The sequence below is a fragment of the Streptomyces sp. NPDC052023 genome (assembly GCF_044548465.1).
Classification (GTDB): domain Bacteria; phylum Actinomycetota; class Actinomycetes; order Streptomycetales; family Streptomycetaceae; genus Streptomyces.
This window is the reverse complement of record NZ_JBIUBW010000011.1, coordinates 20087-36476: the sequence shown is the minus strand read 5'-3', so window position 1 is coordinate 36476 and position 16390 is coordinate 20087. Positions and strand designations below refer to the sequence as shown.

Here is a 16390-nt window from a genome sequence, read left to right as displayed (position 1 = left end):
CCTCCCGAAGCCGCTCCGGATCAGGATGGCTACCTTCCAGCCTTGGCCGGGAAATCCTCGTGAGCACGGACAACTTCCTCATTTCGCGATATTGAACTGCTTCATCTCGTAGCCAGCGTACTGAGCACCGTCAGCACGTGCCTTTACAAGGACATAGTCGACTTTGCCCCCCTTGAGCGCGGTACCGAGTTCATCCGCCAGAGCCAGCTCGGCATCAGCCTGCTCCAGCAGGCCCCTGTCCTCGTACCTACTGGCCCTCTCTCGCATCTCATGGAGGATCGTCTCGAAATACTCCCGCGTCCCCTGCGTAACCAACCGCCCGCTATGCCCCTTACGCACCCCGAGCGGAGCCCTGAGCGACCCCTTCGCCTCGACCACCACATACCGACCGTCCGGCGTCCGGTAGACCTGATCGAACCGGTTGTTGCCGAACGCCCCGTCGTCCACGCGTACCGCGCCGGGGTAGTGCTCAGGCACCGCGTGTCTCTCGGCGACCTCCTCGCCGAAGATCTCTCTCTGCCGGTTCGCGTCGCCGTGCAGCGGCGAGTGCTCCGCGTCGGCCCGGTGCATGGCCTCGGCCAACTCCTCGGTGCGGTGTGCCGCGTACGCCTTCTCGGCGTCGCTGAGCTTGCGCTCCGCGGCCGTGTCGAGCGCGATGGCCTCGTCCCGTCTGGCCGCCTGCTCATCCAGGTGGCGGAGATTGCCGGCGTCGACCGCCGAACGCGTTCCCTGGATCGGGTCCTTGTGGAGGTAGTGCTCCCTGAGCGCCGGCGGCATGTCGCTCTTCGCGATCCAGTTCCCGGGGTTGTACGGGTCGGGCACGATCTGCGGAACGGGCCGGCCGTAGCTGCTGTGGGCCGATGTGGAGCGCCGGTAACCGTTGGATCTGTAGTGATCCCTGAACCACTGAGGGTCGTTGTTGGCCCGCTCGACCTGCTGCCGCATGATCTCGCGGTCGACCTCGAGCGGGTTCCGGCTGCCGGGGGCCTGGCCGTCGTGGCCACCGCTGCCGCCGGCTCCTCCGCTGCTGGGCGGCGGCACTCGGCCGGTGCCGGGACCGGACACCTGCGCGTGCCCCGCCCCGGTACCCGGGGTATCGGTGTGATGGGAGGTGCCCGCATGAGCAGCCGTATCCGTCGTCCGTGACCCCGCGCCGACAGCTGCCAGTTCGCTCTCCCGCCCCGCGGTGGCCTCCGCGGTGACGGATCGTTCCGGCATCGGAGCGTCGGTGACGGCCTTGCCGTCCTTGAGGACGATGAAGCTGCCGTCCTCGACGACGAGCACCGTACGCCCGGCGGCATCGGAGAATTCGAGGACACTGTGAGCGGCACGCGCGCCGGCCATATGGTCCATGCCACGCAGGTTCGCCGTCACTTCGGCGATCTTGGGCATCGCCTGCCCCGTCACCTTGGCCGCCGCGCTGAACGGGTCGATGGCGTCGCCGACCTTCGCGACCGCTGCCGCGGCCTTGGCCGCGCTTCCCGCCCGCCCCGCCGACGCCGCCTTCAGCGGGCCCGCGCCCAGTGTGAGGCCGTTGAAGACAACCGTCGCCGCGGCGCGGGCCGGGTTCTCCTCCCACTGGTCCCAGGCGACGAAGCCCTTGGCGAACTCCTTCGCGTACGCCTTGCTGCCCTGAGCGAAGTCCGTCGCGAAGACACCCGTGGGTTCCTCGCCACCGGCCTCCATCAGGTAGGTCTCCGCGCCGACCACCACCCGGGCCAGGCCCGACCAGGAGTCCTTGAACTCCTGCGACCCGTTGATCCCGGCCAGGGAGAACATCCCGTCGACGGTCCCCCAGACGTTGTCGACGATCAGTCCGTCCCAGACGAAGCTCTTGAAGTAGTGGTCGAAGTCCTCCGGGTCCCACCAGTCATGGGACTGGGACACCGGCGTACCCCAGGGCAGTTCCCTGGCCTGGTCGAGCACCTCGGCGCTGTAGCCGTACAGTTCCGCGCCGAGCGGCTTGAACTGCTTGGCCCCGGTGTTCATCACGTACTGGGTGCCGTCGACCAGTGCGGTGATCGTGTTGTGACAGGCGATCTCGGCCGCCGTGAACGCCTCCTGCGCCACCGCGACCTCGTGCATCAGCGTCTGATGCTCCTGGACCTTTTCCGCGTCGTCGGTCCAGTTCTCGTCGAACGCTCCGCTGCTGGTCCTCAGTCCCGCCACGAACGCCGTGGCCTCGCTCCGTAAACGCTCCAACCGCTCGGCGATCGGGGCTACTTCCGCCGCGTACGTCCGCAGGGCGTCGGCAACCGTGGCGACCTTGTCCGCGAAGCTGTCGGCGGCATCGCGTGCGGGCGCGGTGCCGGCGAACAGGTCCTCCGCCTCCGGCGCCCGGTAGAAGGCCGAAAGCCCCTGGAACTGCCGATGCGCCTCCCCGCCGGCCCGGCGGATTCCGTCCGCGTCGACGCGCAGGGCGTCGACGTGCTGCTCCAACTGGCCCAGATCACCGGTGAACAGCGGGATCGACTCGGGCTTGATCACAGGCGGCCGGTCTTCCACCCGGCCGGCATGTCGGGTACGACCAGCCCGGCCGCCCTCCGCTGCGCCTCGGCCGCCATCTCCAGGTCACCCTCGCGGTAGGCCACGGCTGCCTCGACCGCACCGTTGACCGACCGGCCGACGCGCACACCGACGAAACTCAGCTCGTCCGTCGTGCCCGCCATGAACTCCGCGAGAGCCGCCGCCACCAGGCCGCCCTGACTCCCGTGCCCGCCGCTCGCCCCACCCGGAGCGAGCGTCCCGGCCGACCTGGCGGCACCTTCCATGTCGTCCGCGTACGCCTGGGCGATCTCCGCCAGGACCGTCATGACGTCCCCCACGTGGGAGACCACGGTCGCGACGCCGGACGGACTGACGTCCCAACCACTCACTGCAACCCCCCGCGCCTCACTCGCCCCCTGATCTCGAACATACTGTCGCACGAGGAATTGCAGACGCAACGCAGCACAGCGGGAGTTGGCCGGATCCGGCCGCTCGCAGAGGTGAGGCTCAGTCACTTCTGAGCTCAGTTGCGGCCGACCGCCAGCCCGGAGCCCGTCAGCCGTACCCGGATTCCCTCCTTCTCCACCCGCACGTCCCGCAGCCGCACCTCGCCCTGCTCCGGCTCGGGCAGTTCGAAGGCGAGGGACAGCCGGTCGGCGAGGACCGGGCGGGTGAGCCGGGGCAGGGCGTCGAGGAGGCCGGGGTCCAGGCCCAGCCGGCGCAGCACCTCGGGGTGGTCCAGCGCGAGGTCGACGAGGTTGAGGCGGACGGCCTGCCGGGCGAACCGCGTCGAGCCGGTCAGCTCGGCGAGCTTGCCGTCGTCGGCCAGCGCCTCGCGTACGGCGGAGTCGGGCACGCCGAGGCGCTCGACGATCGCGGGAACGGACAGCAGCGCCTTCGCCTTGCGGGTCTCCCGGGCGAGGCCGGCGGCCGCCTTCGGTGTCAGGTGCAGGCCCTCGGAGGCGCGGGTCCCCGGGCGGTACGTCGCCAGGTCGCCGATGTCCAGGCGCATCCCGCCGATGTGCGTCGCGATGCCCCGCTCCCCCTGCCGCCGTATCTGTGCCTCGGCCCGCAGCCGCAGGTCGTGCCCGGCGACCGGCAGGGTGCCGCTGGCCCGTACCCGGTCGCGGCCCTCCCCGGTGAAGGTCACCTGGGACGCGCCGAGCTCACGGTTGAGGTCGGCGAAGGACAGCAGGACGTCGCCCTCCAGCCGGGGCACCCGGGCGCCGCGCACCGACGTCGGGCCGTCGCCCGACAGCGTCACGTCGCGCGCGGTGGCCGAGACGCGGGCCAGCGAGACCCGGTCGGCGGCGACGTCCGGGACGGTCAGCCGTACCGCGTCCAGGCGCTTGTCGCCGAGCTGCGTCAGGAAGGGGAAGCCGTCGATCTCGACCTCGGGTGCCGCGGCCAGTCGCAGGCGGTCCCGCAGCGCGTCCGCGGCCCGGTGCTCTGCGTAGAGCACCGCCCAGCGGTCGGCGAGGGTGAGGAACGCGGCGCCGGTCAGCAGGACCACCGTCGCCTTCAGCGCGAACGGCAGCCCCGCGAACCGGCCGCGCCGCCGGCGGCGTGGGCCGCCCCGGCGGTGGTTGGGCGGGGCCCATGGCTCGTCCTCCTCGGGCCGGCCGGGACCGAGGAGGTCCGTGGGGGGATGCGTCAAGGTGTGGTGGGGGGTACGCATCGATCTATCCGAACATGCGTACCGGCCCCACCCGCAACCTCAATCGGAGGTATGCGATCCAGTTCACTGCGGACTCCCGGCCACAGTGAACTGGTCGCGGTCCTTGCCGCTACCGCACGACCGTGATGCGGTTCGCCGCCGGCGGCGCCATCGGGTTCGCCGCGGAGGAGTTGGCGGTCAGGTACTTCTCCAGGGCCGTCAGGTCGTCCTCGCCGACGAGGTCGTCGGTGCCCTGCCCGAGCGTCGGGAAGCCGTCGCCGCCGCCCGCGAGGAAGCTGTTGCTCGCGACACGGTAGACGGCCGACGGGTCGATCGCCGCGCCGTTCAGCTTGATGGAGTCCGTGACGACCCGGTCGGCGCCGCTCTTGGTCAGGTCCAGGGTGTACGTCAGTCCGGCCGACGGCTGGAGCACCTTCGGGGCGGCCTCGTTGGCGCCGCTCACCTGCTCCTTGAGTACCTGGATCAGCTGGGCGCCGGTGAGGTTCTGGAGGTTGACGGTGTTGGCGAACGGCTGGACCGTGAAGCCCTCCGCGTACGTCACCACGCCGTCACCCTCACCGGCCTTCGCCGCGTAGGTGAGCGGCGCGCGGATACCACCGGGGTTCATCAGCGCCAGGTCGGTCTCCGGGTCCAGCTCCTTGCCGTAGGCGAACTGGGCGTCGGCGATGAGGTCGCCGAGCGGGGACTCGGTGCCCGTGCTGGTGATGTCGGCGGAGATGTGGCCGATGGCCCGGTTGCCGATCGGGGCGGCGAGGGTGTTCCACCTGTCGATCAGGCGGGTCATGTCCGGTGCCTTGGGGACGTCCCGGGTGACCACGTGGTTGGCCGACCTCACGGCCGTACGGGCGATGTCACCCGTCCACCGGTCGTAGGTGAGGGTGGTGTCCGTGTACAGACGGCCGAACGAGGCGGCCGAGGTGACCATGCGGGGCTTGCCCGCCGGGTCGTCGATGGTGCACACGTACGGCGCGTGGGTGTGGCCGGTGACGAGCGCGTCGACCTGCGGGGTGACGTTCTTGGCGATGTCGAGGATCGGGCCGGAGATGCCGTCGCCCGCGCCCGGGGAGTCGCAGTCGTAGTTGTACGCGGTCCCGGCCGGGAAGCCGCCCTCGTGGATCAGGGCGACGATGGACTTCACGCCCTGCCGCTGGAGGACCTTGGCGTACTTGTTGATCGTCTCGACCTCGTCCTTGAAGACGAGGCCCTTGACGCCCTCGGCGGAGACGATGTCCGGGGTGGCCTCCAGGGTCACACCGATGAAACCGACCTTGACGCCGTTCTTCTTCCACACCCAGTAGGGCTTGAGGAGAGGCTTCTTCGTCTTCTCCTTGAGGACGTTCGCGGCGAGGTAGGGGAAGTCGGCGCCCTTGAACTTCTTGTCCGTGTAGCAGCCCTCGGTGGGGTGGCAGCCGCCGTTCTGGAGGCGGGCCAGCTCCTTGGCTCCCTCGTCGAACTCGTGGTTGCCGACGCTCGTCACATCCAGGTCGAGCTTGTTCAGCGCCTCGATGGTGGGCTCGTCGTGGAAGAGACCCGAGATCAGCGGGGAGGCGCCGACCATGTCGCCGCCGGCCGCGGTGATCGAGTACCGGTTGCCCTCGCGGGCCTCGCGCAGATGCGTGGCCAGGTACTCGACGCCGCCCGCGTCGATGGTCTTCGTGGTGCCGTCCGGCTGGAGTTCGGTGACGCGGCCGGAGGAGCCGGCCGGCGGTTCCAGGTTGCCGTGCAGATCGTTGAAGGACAGCAGCTGCACATCCTGGTAGCGACTCGGCCGGTGGCCGCCGTGGCTGTCGTGCGCGCTCGCGTTCGACGGCATCGCGGCGGCCAGCGCGCCGACGGTGGTGAGTCCGGCGGCCGCGGCGAGCAGTCGGGTGGTACGGCGTCTGCGGTGCGGCTCGGGTGTGACCGGCATGTGCTCCCCTGTGAGTCGTCTCAAGCCTTTGTTCGATCGCCCGAAGCCTAGAGTCAACGCGCGTAGCGGCACAGGGGGTTCATGGTTACATCCTGGTATCCACAGGCGTTTTCCCATGCTTTTCCCCCCGCGCTCCCCGTGCCGCCACTTTGCCCCGCCCGCCCCTTACCCTCGTAGGTATGACCAGCGACGACAGCGCACGGACCGGCGGCCCCCTCTCCCGTTCCCTGGAGACCCGCGCCGCGCTCACCCCGGAGCAGAGCGAGGCCGTGCTCGAGCTGCTCGCCACGGCCGCGCGGGGTGACGGTCAGCAGGCGGTGTCCGAGCAGGGCAGGCTGCGGATCCGCGGCGGTGCCCGCCAGGGCGTGTCCCATCTGCTGCTCACCGCAGGCGGCCAACTCGTCGGCTACGCCCAGCTGGAGGACACCGATCCGGTGGAGGCGCCGGCCGCCGAACTGGTCGTCCACCCCGCGCACCGCGGCCACGGGCACGGCCGTGCCCTCGGTTCCGCCCTGCTCGCCGCGTCCGGCAAGCGGCTGCGGGTGTGGGCGCACGGCGGCCATGCCGCCGCCCGGCACCTGGCCCAGGTGCTGGGTCTCACGCTGTTCCGCGAACTGCGCCAGATGCGCCGGCCGTTGGCCGGGCTCGACCTGCCCGAGCCGGTATGGCCGCAGGACGTGACCGTGCGCACCTTCGTGCCGGGGCAGGACGACGCGGCCTGGCTGGCCGTCAACGCCGCAGCCTTCGCCCACCACCCCGAGCAGGGTTCGCTCACCCAGCGGGACCTCGACGACCGCAGGGCCGAGCCGTGGTTCGACCCGGAGGGCTTCTTCCTCGCCTTCCGCGGCGACGAACTCGTCGGCTTCCACTGGACGAAGGTGCACGCCGAGGAGCAGCTGGGCGAGGTGTACGTGCTCGGCGTCGCCCCGGGCGCGCAGGGGACCGGGCTGGGCAAGGCGCTCACCTCGGTCGGCCTGCGGCATCTGGCGGCGCAGGCGCTGCCGACGGCGATGCTGTACGTCGACGCCGACAACAAGGCGGCGGTGAGCGTGTACGAGCGGATGGGCTTCACGACGTACGAGACGGATCTGATGTACCGCACCGAGACGTGAGACATTCCGGCACATAACCCCCTGATGCGGGCGGCAATCTTGACGCCGCCCGCATTCATACACCACCCTTTCACTACTCAATTAGTGAAAGGGTGGTGTGCGAATGGTCGAATACCGTATCGACCGGCGTAGCGGCGTCGCCACCTACGTCCAGATCGTCCAGCAGACCAAACAGGCGCTGCGGCTGGGCCTGTTGCAGCCCGGCGACAAGCTGCCCACGGCGCGCGAGGTCGTCGAGGCCACCGCCATCAACCCGAACACCGTCCTGAAGGCCTACCGCGAACTGGAGCGCGACGGCCTCGTCGAGGCGCGGCGCGGGCTCGGCACGTTCGTCCGGCGGTCGCTCGGGGCCGCACCGGCCGACTCGCCGTTGCGGGCGGAGCTGGTGCTGTGGGCGCAGCGCGCACGCGGGGCGGGGCTGGAACGGGAGGACGTGGCCGCGCTCTTCGCCGCCGTCCTCGACGAGCAGTTCACGGCACATCAGCGGCACGAGGGGGACCAGGCATGACCGACACCGCCATCGAGGCGGCCGCACTGGGCAAGAGGTTTCGGCGCAGGGGGCGGCAGGCGCTGGACTCCTGCACCTTCCGGCTGCCCGCCGGTGCCGTCTGCGCCGTCATGGGACCCAACGGCGCCGGCAAGTCGACCCTGCTCGCCCTCGCCGCCGGACTGGCCACCCCGACCGAGGGCACGCTCACGGTGCTCGGCGGCACCCCGGCCCAGGCCCGCGAGCGTCTGGCGTACGTCGCCCAGGACAAGCCGCTGCACCCGCAGCTCACCGTCGGCGAGACCCTGCGCCTCGGCCGCGAACTCAACCCCCGGGTGTGGGACGCGGCCGTCGCCGAGCGGGTCGTCGCGGACGGCGACCTCGACCCGGACGACCGGATCCGCGTCCTGTCCGGCGGTCAGCGCAGCCGGGTCGCGCTCGCCCTCGCGCTCGGCAAGCGGCCCGAACTGCTGCTGCTGGACGAGCCGATGGCCGACCTCGACCCGCTCGCCCGGCACCAGCTGATGGGCACACTGATGGCCGACGCCGCCGAGCGTGGCACCACGGTCGTGATGTCCTCACACGTCGTCGCCGACCTCGAGGGCTCCTGCGACCACCTGCTCCTGCTCGGCGCGGGACAGGTCCGGCTCGCCGGCCCCCTGGACGACCTGCTCGCCGCGCACACCCTCGTCACCGGCCCGGCCGGCGGCGACCTCGGCCCGCACACCGTCGTCGAGTCCCGCACGACCGGCCGCCAGCTCACCGCCCTGATACGCGCCCGGGGCCCGGTCGACGCCCGCTGGGAGACGGCGGAGCCGTCCCTGGAGGAACTGGTCCTGTCCCATCTGCGCTCCGCCGAGGCACCGGCACTCCGCCTCGACGCCCCCGAGGAGGCCGCCGTATGACCGCCGTGACCGCTCCCGCGCGCCATGGCCGTGTGCACGGCCTGACCTGGGCGCTGCTCCGCCTGCACCGCTCGGCGCTGTGGTTCTGGCTGATGCTGCTGACCGTGGCGGCGGGGGCCCTGCTGTGGGCGTACGGCCCGGGTGTGGCCGCGGCCGAGGCGGTGTACCGGAAGCTGGACTGCGGGCCCGGGTACTGCGACACGAGCCTCTCCGCGTTCCAGCGCTACGACCTCGCCGTCGCCGTCGGCGGCGGTCTGCTCACCGTGTCGCCCGTTCTGATCGCCGCGTGGGCGGGCGGCTCACTGATCGGCCGCGAGCTGGAGCAGGGCACCGCCCGGCTGGCCTGGACCCAGTCCGTGACGCCGGTCCGCTGGCTGGCGGCGAAGCTCGCCGTCCCCGCCGCCCTCATCACCGCGGGCACCCTGCTCCTGACCCTGCTGCACCGGCTGCTGTGGTCGGCGGACGGGCCCCTGCGCGCGGCAACCGGCACGCGCGTCTGGTACGGCGGCTTCACCTTCGCCGCCAACGGCACCCTCGCCACCGCCTACGCCCTGCTCGCGCTGGCCGTCGGCGCGCTCGCCGGTCTGCTCACGCGCCGCAGCACGGCCGGCCTCGGCCTCGGCGTCCTGGGACTGCTGACCCTGACGGCGATCGTGTCCGAGCTGCGCCCGCGGCTGTGGCCGGCCGAGACGGTGACCGGTACCCACGGCTACCCCGGCATCGGCGGTGGTTCGCTCGTCGACGAGGGCGCCCTCACCGCGGCCGGCGCGCGCGTGCAGGACCCGATATGCATCGACGACGCCAAGTGCCTCGCCGAGCACGACGTCGTCGCCTTCTATCGCGACTACCACCCGACGTCCCACTTCTGGCCACTGCAGCTGGTGGAGACGGGCATCGTCCTCGCCCTGACCGCCTTGGCGACGCTGGCCGCATTCCAGCTGCTGAAGCGCCGCACCACCTGACCGGGAACGAGGGGCGGCCGAGGACGGAAACCGCGCGTCGCGGCCGGCCACGTGACCGACGTCAGGGCCACCATGGGCACAGGGGCCCGGCGCAGACGCACAGGGCCGCCCCGGCCGGCCCCTCCCGAAGCCCCCCGAGGCCGTCGAGGCTCCCCGAGACCCCCGGGGAGCCGCCCCCCGCTATCCCGCACGTCATGTCTCCGTAACCATCGATTCAGCCAGACTTGCAACGCTCAGCCAATGACGCCCGCTGTGCCAGAGCCTTCGCCACCCCCCGAGGGTCGCGCGGGATACGGGGCCCCGGTGATCCCGCCCGCCCTCTCCGACGCGCCCGTTTCGCCCCAGGCGCGGAAGAATGGGGCCATGAGCCAGCAGAACGCCCCGGCAGAGGTCCAGCACGCGCAGCCCTCCGTGGGCTCCATCGCCGCGCACCGCTCCCACGCGGTCTCGGCCACCGTCTCCGACCTGGAACCCGACCTCGACGCCGACCTCGATGTCTACGAGGAGACGACCGTCGACGGGGTCCAGCTGCCCCAGGGCCGTTTCCTGGACCGGGAGCGCAGCTGGCTCGCGTTCAACGAGCGGGTCCTGGAACTCGCCGAGGATCCGAACACGCCCCTTCTGGAGCGCGCCAACTTCCTCGCGATCTTCGCCAGCAACCTGGACGAGTTCTTCATGGTCCGGGTCGCGGGACTGAAGCGCCGTATCGCCACCGGCGTCGCCACCCGCTCCGCCTCCGGCCTGCAGCCGATGCAGGTGCTGGAGATGATCTGGGCCCGCTCCCGCGAGCTGATGGCCCGGCACGCCGCCTGCTACCACGAGGACGTCGCCCCCGCGCTCGCCGAGGAGGGCATCCACCTGGTCCGCTGGAGCGAGCTGACCGAGAAGGAACAGGCCCGCCTGTTCACCCTCTTCCGGCACCAGATCTTCCCGGTGCTGACCCCGCTGGCCGTGGACCCCGCGCACCCGTTCCCCTATATCTCCGGCCTGTCCCTGAACCTGGCCGTCGTCGTACGCAATCCGGTCAGCGGCCACAAGCACTTCGCCCGCGTCAAGGTGCCCCCGCTGCTCTCCCGCTTCCTTGAGGCCACCCCCGGCCGGTACGTCCCGCTGGAGGACGTCATCGCCGCGCACCTCGAGGAGCTCTTCCCCGGCATGGAGGTGCTGGAGCACCACGCCTTCCGGCTGACCAGGAACGAGGACCTGGAGGTCGAGGAGGACGACGCCGAGAACCTGCTCCAGGCACTGGAGAAGGAACTCATGCGCCGCCGGTTCGGCCCGCCGGTCCGCCTGGAGGTCGAGGAGTCCATCGACCGCGAGGTGCTGGACCTGCTGGTGCGCGAGCTGAAGATCGGCGAGGCCGAGGTCTACCCGCTGCCCGGGCCGCTCGACCTCACCGGCCTGTTCCGCATCCACCGCCTCGACCGCCCCGAGCTGAAGTACCCGAAGTTCGTCGCCGGCACCCACCGTGACCTGGCCGAGGTCGAGTCCGCGTCCGCGCCCGACATCTTCGCCGCGCTGCGCGCCAGGGACGTCCTGCTGCACCACCCGTACGACTCCTTCTCCACCTCCGTGCAGGCCTTCCTGGAGCAGGCGGCGTCCGACCCGGACGTCCTCGCGATCAAGCAGACGCTGTACCGGACCTCGGGCGACTCGCCCATCGTGGACGCGCTGATAGACGCCGCCGAGTCCGGCAAACAGGTCCTCGTGCTGGTCGAGATCAAGGCCCGCTTCGACGAGCACGCCAACATCAAGTGGGCGCGCAAGCTGGAGGAGGCCGGCTGCCACGTGGTCTACGGCCTGGTCGGCCTGAAGACCCACTGCAAGCTGTCGCTGGTGGTCCGCCAGGAGGGCGACACCCTGCGGCGCTACAGCCACGTCGGCACCGGCAACTACCACCCGAAGACGGCCCGCCTCTACGAGGACCTCGGCCTGCTCACCGCCGACCCGCAGGTCGGCGCGGACCTGTCCGACCTGTTCAACCGGCTCTCCGGCTACTCGCGCCGGGAGACCTACCGCCGGCTGCTGGTCGCGCCCAAGTCGCTGCGCGACGGCCTGATAGCGCGGATCAACAAGGAGGTCCAGCACCACCGAGCCGGACGTCCCGCCTACGTCCGCATCAAGGTCAACTCGATGGTCGACGAGGCCGTCATCGACGCCCTGTACCGCGCGTCCATGGCAGGTGTCCCGGTCGACATCTGGGTACGCGGCATCTGTGCGATCCGGCCGGGCGTGACGGGCCTGTCGGAGAACGTCCGGGTCCGCTCGATCCTCGGCCGCTTCCTCGAGCACTCCCGGGTCTTCGCCTTCGGCAACGGCGGCGAACCCGAGGTGTGGATCGGCAGCGCCGACATGATGCACCGCAATCTCGACCGCCGCATCGAGGCGCTGGTGCGCGTCGTCGACCCGGCGCACCGCGCCGCGCTCAACCGGCTCCTCGAAACCGGTATGTCCGACTCCACCTCCTCCTGGCACCTGGGCCCGGACGGCGAGTGGACCAGGCACGCGGTGGACGCGGACGGCGGGCCCCTGCGGAACATCCAGGAGATGCTCATAGACGCCCGGAGGCGCCGGCGTGGCACAGCAACACCTTGACCCGACCGACCCGATGGCCGGGCCGGTGACAGGAGACGCCCTCGCGGGCTACCTGCGCGCCCAGGCCACGGAGTTCCTCCGTGCGCTCCGGCAGCACCGGGAGACCGGTGCCGGGTCCGCACACAACGGCACGGAGGAGACCGTCGACGCGGCGCGAGCCCTGCGCCGCTCGGCCCGCCGCATCAGCGGCAGCCTGCACACGTTCCGTCCGTTGCTGGACAGCGACTGGTCGGAGGGCATGCGCCCGGAGCTGGCCTGGCTCTCCGGCACGCTGGCCCTGGAGCACGCGTACGCGGCGCGCCTGGAGCGGCTGCTGCAGGCGCTGCACCGGCTGTCGGGGGCGACGTTCCCGGCACAGTCGGTCAACGCGGCCGCGGGGGTGGCGGCGGGCGGTCGCGCCGCCGGCGCGGCCCGGGTGGCCTCGGGGGCGCCGCCCACCGCCGGTCCCCCGATGGCCCCGGAACGCGGCAACCTCACCGTCGGTGCGGCCAAGGCGGGCGCCCTGCTCGAACGCCAGCTCACCCTCGCCCGGACGCGGGCCCACTCCAGCGCGCTGCAGGCGCTCGGCTCCTCCCGCTTCCACGCGGTCGCCGACAAGGTCGCCGTGCTGGCCAGCGAGGTTCCGCTGACCCCCGCGGCGCTCACCGCCGACCTGCGTCCGCACGCGGCGGCGGCCGAGGAGCGCCTCACGGCCGCGGTGGCCGTCCTGCCCCTGGTCACCGCGGGTCACCCGTACAACGCGGAGGCCCTGATCCACGGCCTCTCCCCGGACCCCGCCCCGCACCCCCAGGACGCTCCCTGGCACCAGGTCCGCCTCCTGCTGCGCCTGCACCGCTACGCCCGCGAGGTCCTGCAGGGCACGGACGCCCCGGTCGACGTCCGCCTGCTGACCGCGGGACAGGCCCTCAACCGGCACCGCGACGCCGCCGAGGCGGCAGCGGCCGCCGCCGCGGCGGCCCGTACCCCCCGCATCGCCCCGGCGACGGCGTACGCGCTGGGCGTGCTGCACGCCGACCAGCGGCACGAGGTGGAGGCGGCACGGTTCGAGTTCCAGCAGTCGTGGCAGAAGCACACGGTAGGCACTTCCTGAGCGCGCGAGGGGGGCGGTGAACAGCCCTTGACCAATACGAACGACACCCCCGTCCGGGCGGCCGGCTGCGTGCTGTGGCGCCGCTCCCGCACCGCCGCCGGACCTGAGATCTGCCTGGTCCACCGCCCGAAGTACGACGACTGGTCCCACCCCAAGGGCAAGCTGAAGCGCGGTGAGGACCCGCTGGCCGGCGCGCTGCGGGAGGTCGAGGAGGAGACCGGCTACGCCGCGGCGCCGGGCGCCGAACTGCCCACGCTGCACTACCTGGCGAACGGCCGCCCCAAGCAGGTCCACTACTGGGCGGCCGAGGCCACCACCGGCGGCTTCAGCCCGAACGACGAGGTCGACCGGATCCTGTGGCTGCCTCCCACGGCGGCCCGGCTGCGCCTGACCCAGCCGCGTGACCGCGAGCTGGTCGACGAACTCCTGGCGACCCTGCGCCACGCCCGCGACGCCTGACGTTCCCACCGGGACCGTCAGGATCCGGCCACATGCCCAGCCGCGTCCGTCCGTGCCTGGCTCCGCGCCCGGCGCGCGGGCCCGCGCCAGCCGCAGACGCAGCGGGCCACGCAGAACGGCCCCTGCTCGACCGTGCTCGCGCGATGCTCCGGACGGTCCTGACCTGGGGCGAACCGATCCTGCTCTGTCACGCCGACAACGTTACCCAGCCAAGGTGAACAGCCGGTCAGGCGGGAGTAAGCGTCTCGCCCGGATCCGCCGGCCGCCCCGCGCACCCGGTCCGCATACGCCCCGCGCACGCCTCCACCACCCCAGGCCCGGCGTGACGGCTCAACCTACCCGTCGTTAACCGGAACAAAGGGGGGGCCGAGACGGACGTACGGCTGGGGGTAGGCAGACGATGGCGGAGCAGTACGGCAGGACGGGCGGGACGGTCGTGGCGGCGGGGCTGACGGCCTGCGCCTGCCTTCTCGCCTCCGGATGCACGAGCAGCGGCGCCGCCGCCGACGACGCCCGCCCCGCCGACCCGGTCGGCACCCTGCACCGCGCCGCCGACGCACTGGCCGACGCCGGCACGTCCAAGGCCCGTACGTCGATGGAGATGGCGACCGGCGGCACCCGCGTCACCATCCGCGGCGAGGGCGTCTACGACTTCGGCCACCGGCGCGGCCGGCTGAAGGTGCTGCTCCCCCAGGACCCGTCCGGCCAGAGCGAGCACCGCCCGATCACCGAACTCCTGGCCCCCGGCGCCCTCTACATGAAGAACCGCGGCGCCGGGGTCCCGGCCGACAAGTGGGTACGGGTCGACACGGCGACACTCTCGGACGGGAACCTGGTCACGGGCGGGGCCACCGACCCCTACGCCGCCGCCGAGGTGCTGCGCGGCACCCGCACCGCGACGTACGTCGGCCGGACCGAGGTCGCCGGCACCGAAGTGCACCACTACCGGGGCACCGCCGATCTCGCCAAGGCCGCCAGGGCGGCGTCCCCCGGGGGCCGGGCGTCGCTCGCCGCGGCGGCGAAAGGGTTCGCCACCGCCGAGGTCCCGTTCGACGTCTTCCTCGACGACGAGGGCCGGATCCGCAAGGTCAGACACCGCTTCAGCTTCGTCAACGGGCGGCAGGAGGGCACCGTGGCGGTCGCCTCCACGACGCTGCTCTACGACTTCGGCGCCCCCGTCGACGTGAGCCTGCCGCCCGAGGAGGACATCTACGCGGGCCGGATCGCCGAGGAGTGACCGGCGTGAACTAGCCCGTCCGTGCCATGCGCGTTGTGTAGGCCACTCCCTACTCTAGGAAGCCGGTGACGGCAGAGAAGAGGTGATGCACGTGGCTCCGGTCGGCGGTACGGCAGTTCAGGACCACGTGGCCCTCGCCGAGATCGAACTGTGCGGAGAGCTGATCATCGCGGCCTCCGCGGCGGACGAGGACCGGCTGAGTCTGGAGAGCATCGACGAGGTCCTGAGGGTGGCCGAAGAACGCGGGGGCGACGCGCCCGCTCGGTGAGCGCGGAAGTGAGCGCCGGAAGTGAGCGAAAGCTCACGTCCGCAGCAGCCGCCCGATGGCCTTCGTGGCCTCCTCGACCTTGGCGTCGATCTCGTCCCCGCCCTTCAGCGCGGCGTCGGCGACGCAGTGCCGCAGATGCTCCTCGAGCAACTGCAGGGCGAAGGACTGCAGGGCCTTCGTGGACGCCGAGACCTGCGTGAGTATGTCGATGCAGTAGACGTCCTCGTCGACCATCCTCTGCAGCCCCCGGATCTGCCCCTCGATCCTCCGAAGCCGCTTCAGATGCTCGTCCTTCTGCTTGTGGTAGCCGTGGATGCCCCGGTCGTGGTCGGTCACCACGCCCTCGCCGGCCTCGGTGGTCGTCATCACGCACCCTCCATCCACATACCCCTACTGGGTATATCGTACCGAACTTTGCTGGGTATAGGCCCCTTGGTCACTGCCCGGCGCCGGCCACCGAACCGCCCCCGTACAGATGCACGGAATACATGGGCGACACTGGGGGACGGCCCATTAGCCGTGGCCGGATGATGCGCCTAGCATCAGCCTGTCCGAAACCGAAGCACCCCGAGGACCCCACGTGCGCTTTCGTCTGACCCCCAGGGAGACGAGCTTCTATGACATGTTCGCCGCATCCGCGGACAACATCGTCACGGGCTCGAAACTCCTGATGGAACTGCTCGGGGCGGACGCTTCCGCCCGGGCCGAGATCGCAGAGCGTATGCGGGCAGCGGAACACGCCGGTGACGATGCCACTCACGCGATCTTCCACCAGCTGAACTCCTCGTTCATCACGCCCTTCGACCGCGAGGACATCTACTCCCTCGCGTCCTCCCTCGACGACATCATGGACTTCATGGAGGAGGCCGTCGACCTGGTCGTCCTCTACAACGTCGAGGAACTTCCCAAGGGTGTCGACCAGCAGATCGAGGTCCTCGCCCGCGCCGCCGAACTGACGGCCGAGGCCATGCCCCACCTGCGCACGCTGGAGAACCTCACCGAGTACTGGATCGAGGTCAACCGCCTCGAGAACCAGGCCGACCAGATCCACCGCAAACTTCTGGCCCACCTCTTCAACGGCAAGTACGACGCCATCGAGGTGCTGAAGCTCAAGCAGATCGTCGACGTCCTCGAAGAGGCCGCCGACGCATTCGAGCACGTGGCGAACACGGTGGAGACCATCGCCGTCAAGGAGTCCTGA

At 71.3% G+C, this 16390-nt stretch carries 15 protein-coding genes; 10 read left to right on the top strand and 5 right to left on the bottom strand.

What is annotated here, in order from left to right:
• Nucleotides 1–78: 78 nt before the first annotated feature.
• From ACIHCM_RS22085 to ACIHCM_RS22070, 4 genes are all read right to left on the bottom strand, one after another.
• Nucleotides 79–2487: a hypothetical protein gene (locus tag ACIHCM_RS22085; protein ID WP_399898352.1), complete on the bottom strand. Its 2409-nt coding sequence runs from the start codon at nucleotides 2485–2487 to the stop codon at nucleotides 79–81.
• On the bottom strand, nucleotides 2484–2876 hold the full coding sequence (locus tag ACIHCM_RS22080) for a DUF6507 family protein (RefSeq protein ID WP_399898350.1): 393 nt from the start codon (nucleotides 2874–2876) through the stop codon (nucleotides 2484–2486). The genes ACIHCM_RS22085 and ACIHCM_RS22080 overlap by 4 nt, the downstream gene beginning before the upstream one ends.
• A gap of 134 nt (nucleotides 2877–3010) precedes the next feature.
• Nucleotides 3011–4165, bottom strand: coding sequence for a DUF2993 domain-containing protein (locus ACIHCM_RS22075; protein ID WP_399898348.1), 1155 nt, complete (start codon nucleotides 4163–4165; stop codon nucleotides 3011–3013).
• 109 nt (nucleotides 4166–4274) lie between these two features.
• Nucleotides 4275–6074, bottom strand: coding sequence for a bifunctional metallophosphatase/5'-nucleotidase (locus tag ACIHCM_RS22070; protein WP_399898346.1), 1800 nt, complete (start codon nucleotides 6072–6074; stop codon nucleotides 4275–4277).
• A gap of 179 nt (nucleotides 6075–6253) precedes the next feature.
• Here ACIHCM_RS22070 and mshD point away from each other — a divergent pair, with 179 nt between their 5' ends.
• The 9 genes from mshD to ACIHCM_RS22025 all read left to right on the top strand — a co-directional run bounded on the left by mshD (nucleotide 6254) and on the right by ACIHCM_RS22025 (nucleotide 15189).
• Complete coding sequence (mshD, locus tag ACIHCM_RS22065; protein ID WP_399898344.1) at nucleotides 6254–7186, top strand: mycothiol synthase; 933 nt, start codon at nucleotides 6254–6256, stop codon at nucleotides 7184–7186.
• A gap of 103 nt (nucleotides 7187–7289) precedes the next feature.
• Nucleotides 7290–7694, top strand: coding sequence for a GntR family transcriptional regulator (locus ACIHCM_RS22060; protein WP_399898342.1), 405 nt, complete (start codon nucleotides 7290–7292; stop codon nucleotides 7692–7694).
• Nucleotides 7691–8578 carry an ABC transporter ATP-binding protein gene (locus ACIHCM_RS22055; protein WP_399898340.1) on the top strand — a complete coding sequence of 296 codons (888 nt, stop codon included), beginning with the start codon at nucleotides 7691–7693 and terminating at the stop codon, nucleotides 8576–8578. Before ACIHCM_RS22060 ends, ACIHCM_RS22055 begins: the two co-directional genes overlap by 4 nt.
• Nucleotides 8575–9540, top strand: coding sequence for an ABC transporter permease (locus ACIHCM_RS22050; RefSeq protein ID WP_399898338.1), 966 nt, complete (start codon nucleotides 8575–8577; stop codon nucleotides 9538–9540). The genes ACIHCM_RS22055 and ACIHCM_RS22050 overlap by 4 nt, the downstream gene beginning before the upstream one ends.
• Before the next feature lie 240 nt (nucleotides 9541–9780).
• The gene (locus tag ACIHCM_RS22045; RefSeq protein WP_399898336.1) at nucleotides 9781–12135 is read left to right on the top strand and encodes an RNA degradosome polyphosphate kinase; all 2355 of its coding nucleotides are present in this window, start codon (nucleotides 9781–9783) and stop codon (nucleotides 12133–12135) included.
• On the top strand, nucleotides 12116–13225 hold the full coding sequence (locus ACIHCM_RS22040) for a CHAD domain-containing protein (protein WP_399898334.1): 1110 nt from the start codon (nucleotides 12116–12118) through the stop codon (nucleotides 13223–13225). The genes ACIHCM_RS22045 and ACIHCM_RS22040 overlap by 20 nt, the downstream gene beginning before the upstream one ends.
• 27 nt (nucleotides 13226–13252) lie before the next feature.
• A complete protein-coding gene (locus tag ACIHCM_RS22035) occupies nucleotides 13253–13684 on the top strand; it encodes an NUDIX hydrolase (RefSeq protein ID WP_399898332.1) in 432 nt (143 codons plus the stop codon).
• Between the two features lie 400 nt (nucleotides 13685–14084).
• The gene (locus ACIHCM_RS22030) at nucleotides 14085–14921 is read left to right on the top strand and encodes a hypothetical protein (protein WP_399898330.1); all 837 of its coding nucleotides are present in this window, start codon (nucleotides 14085–14087) and stop codon (nucleotides 14919–14921) included.
• Nucleotides 14922–15006: 85 nt separating this feature from the next.
• Nucleotides 15007–15189, top strand: a complete 183-nt coding sequence (locus ACIHCM_RS22025) for a hypothetical protein (RefSeq protein WP_399898328.1) — start codon at nucleotides 15007–15009, stop codon at nucleotides 15187–15189.
• 33 nt (nucleotides 15190–15222) lie between these two features.
• On the opposite strand, the gene ACIHCM_RS22020 is transcribed toward ACIHCM_RS22025, so the two are convergent.
• Nucleotides 15223–15555 carry a metal-sensitive transcriptional regulator gene (locus ACIHCM_RS22020; RefSeq protein ID WP_230885534.1) on the bottom strand — a complete coding sequence of 111 codons (333 nt, stop codon included), beginning with the start codon at nucleotides 15553–15555 and terminating at the stop codon, nucleotides 15223–15225.
• Nucleotides 15556–15769: 214 nt separating this feature from the next.
• Here ACIHCM_RS22020 and ACIHCM_RS22015 point away from each other — a divergent pair, with 214 nt between their 5' ends.
• On the top strand, nucleotides 15770–16390 hold the full coding sequence (locus tag ACIHCM_RS22015; RefSeq protein WP_399898326.1) for a DUF47 domain-containing protein: 621 nt from the start codon (nucleotides 15770–15772) through the stop codon (nucleotides 16388–16390).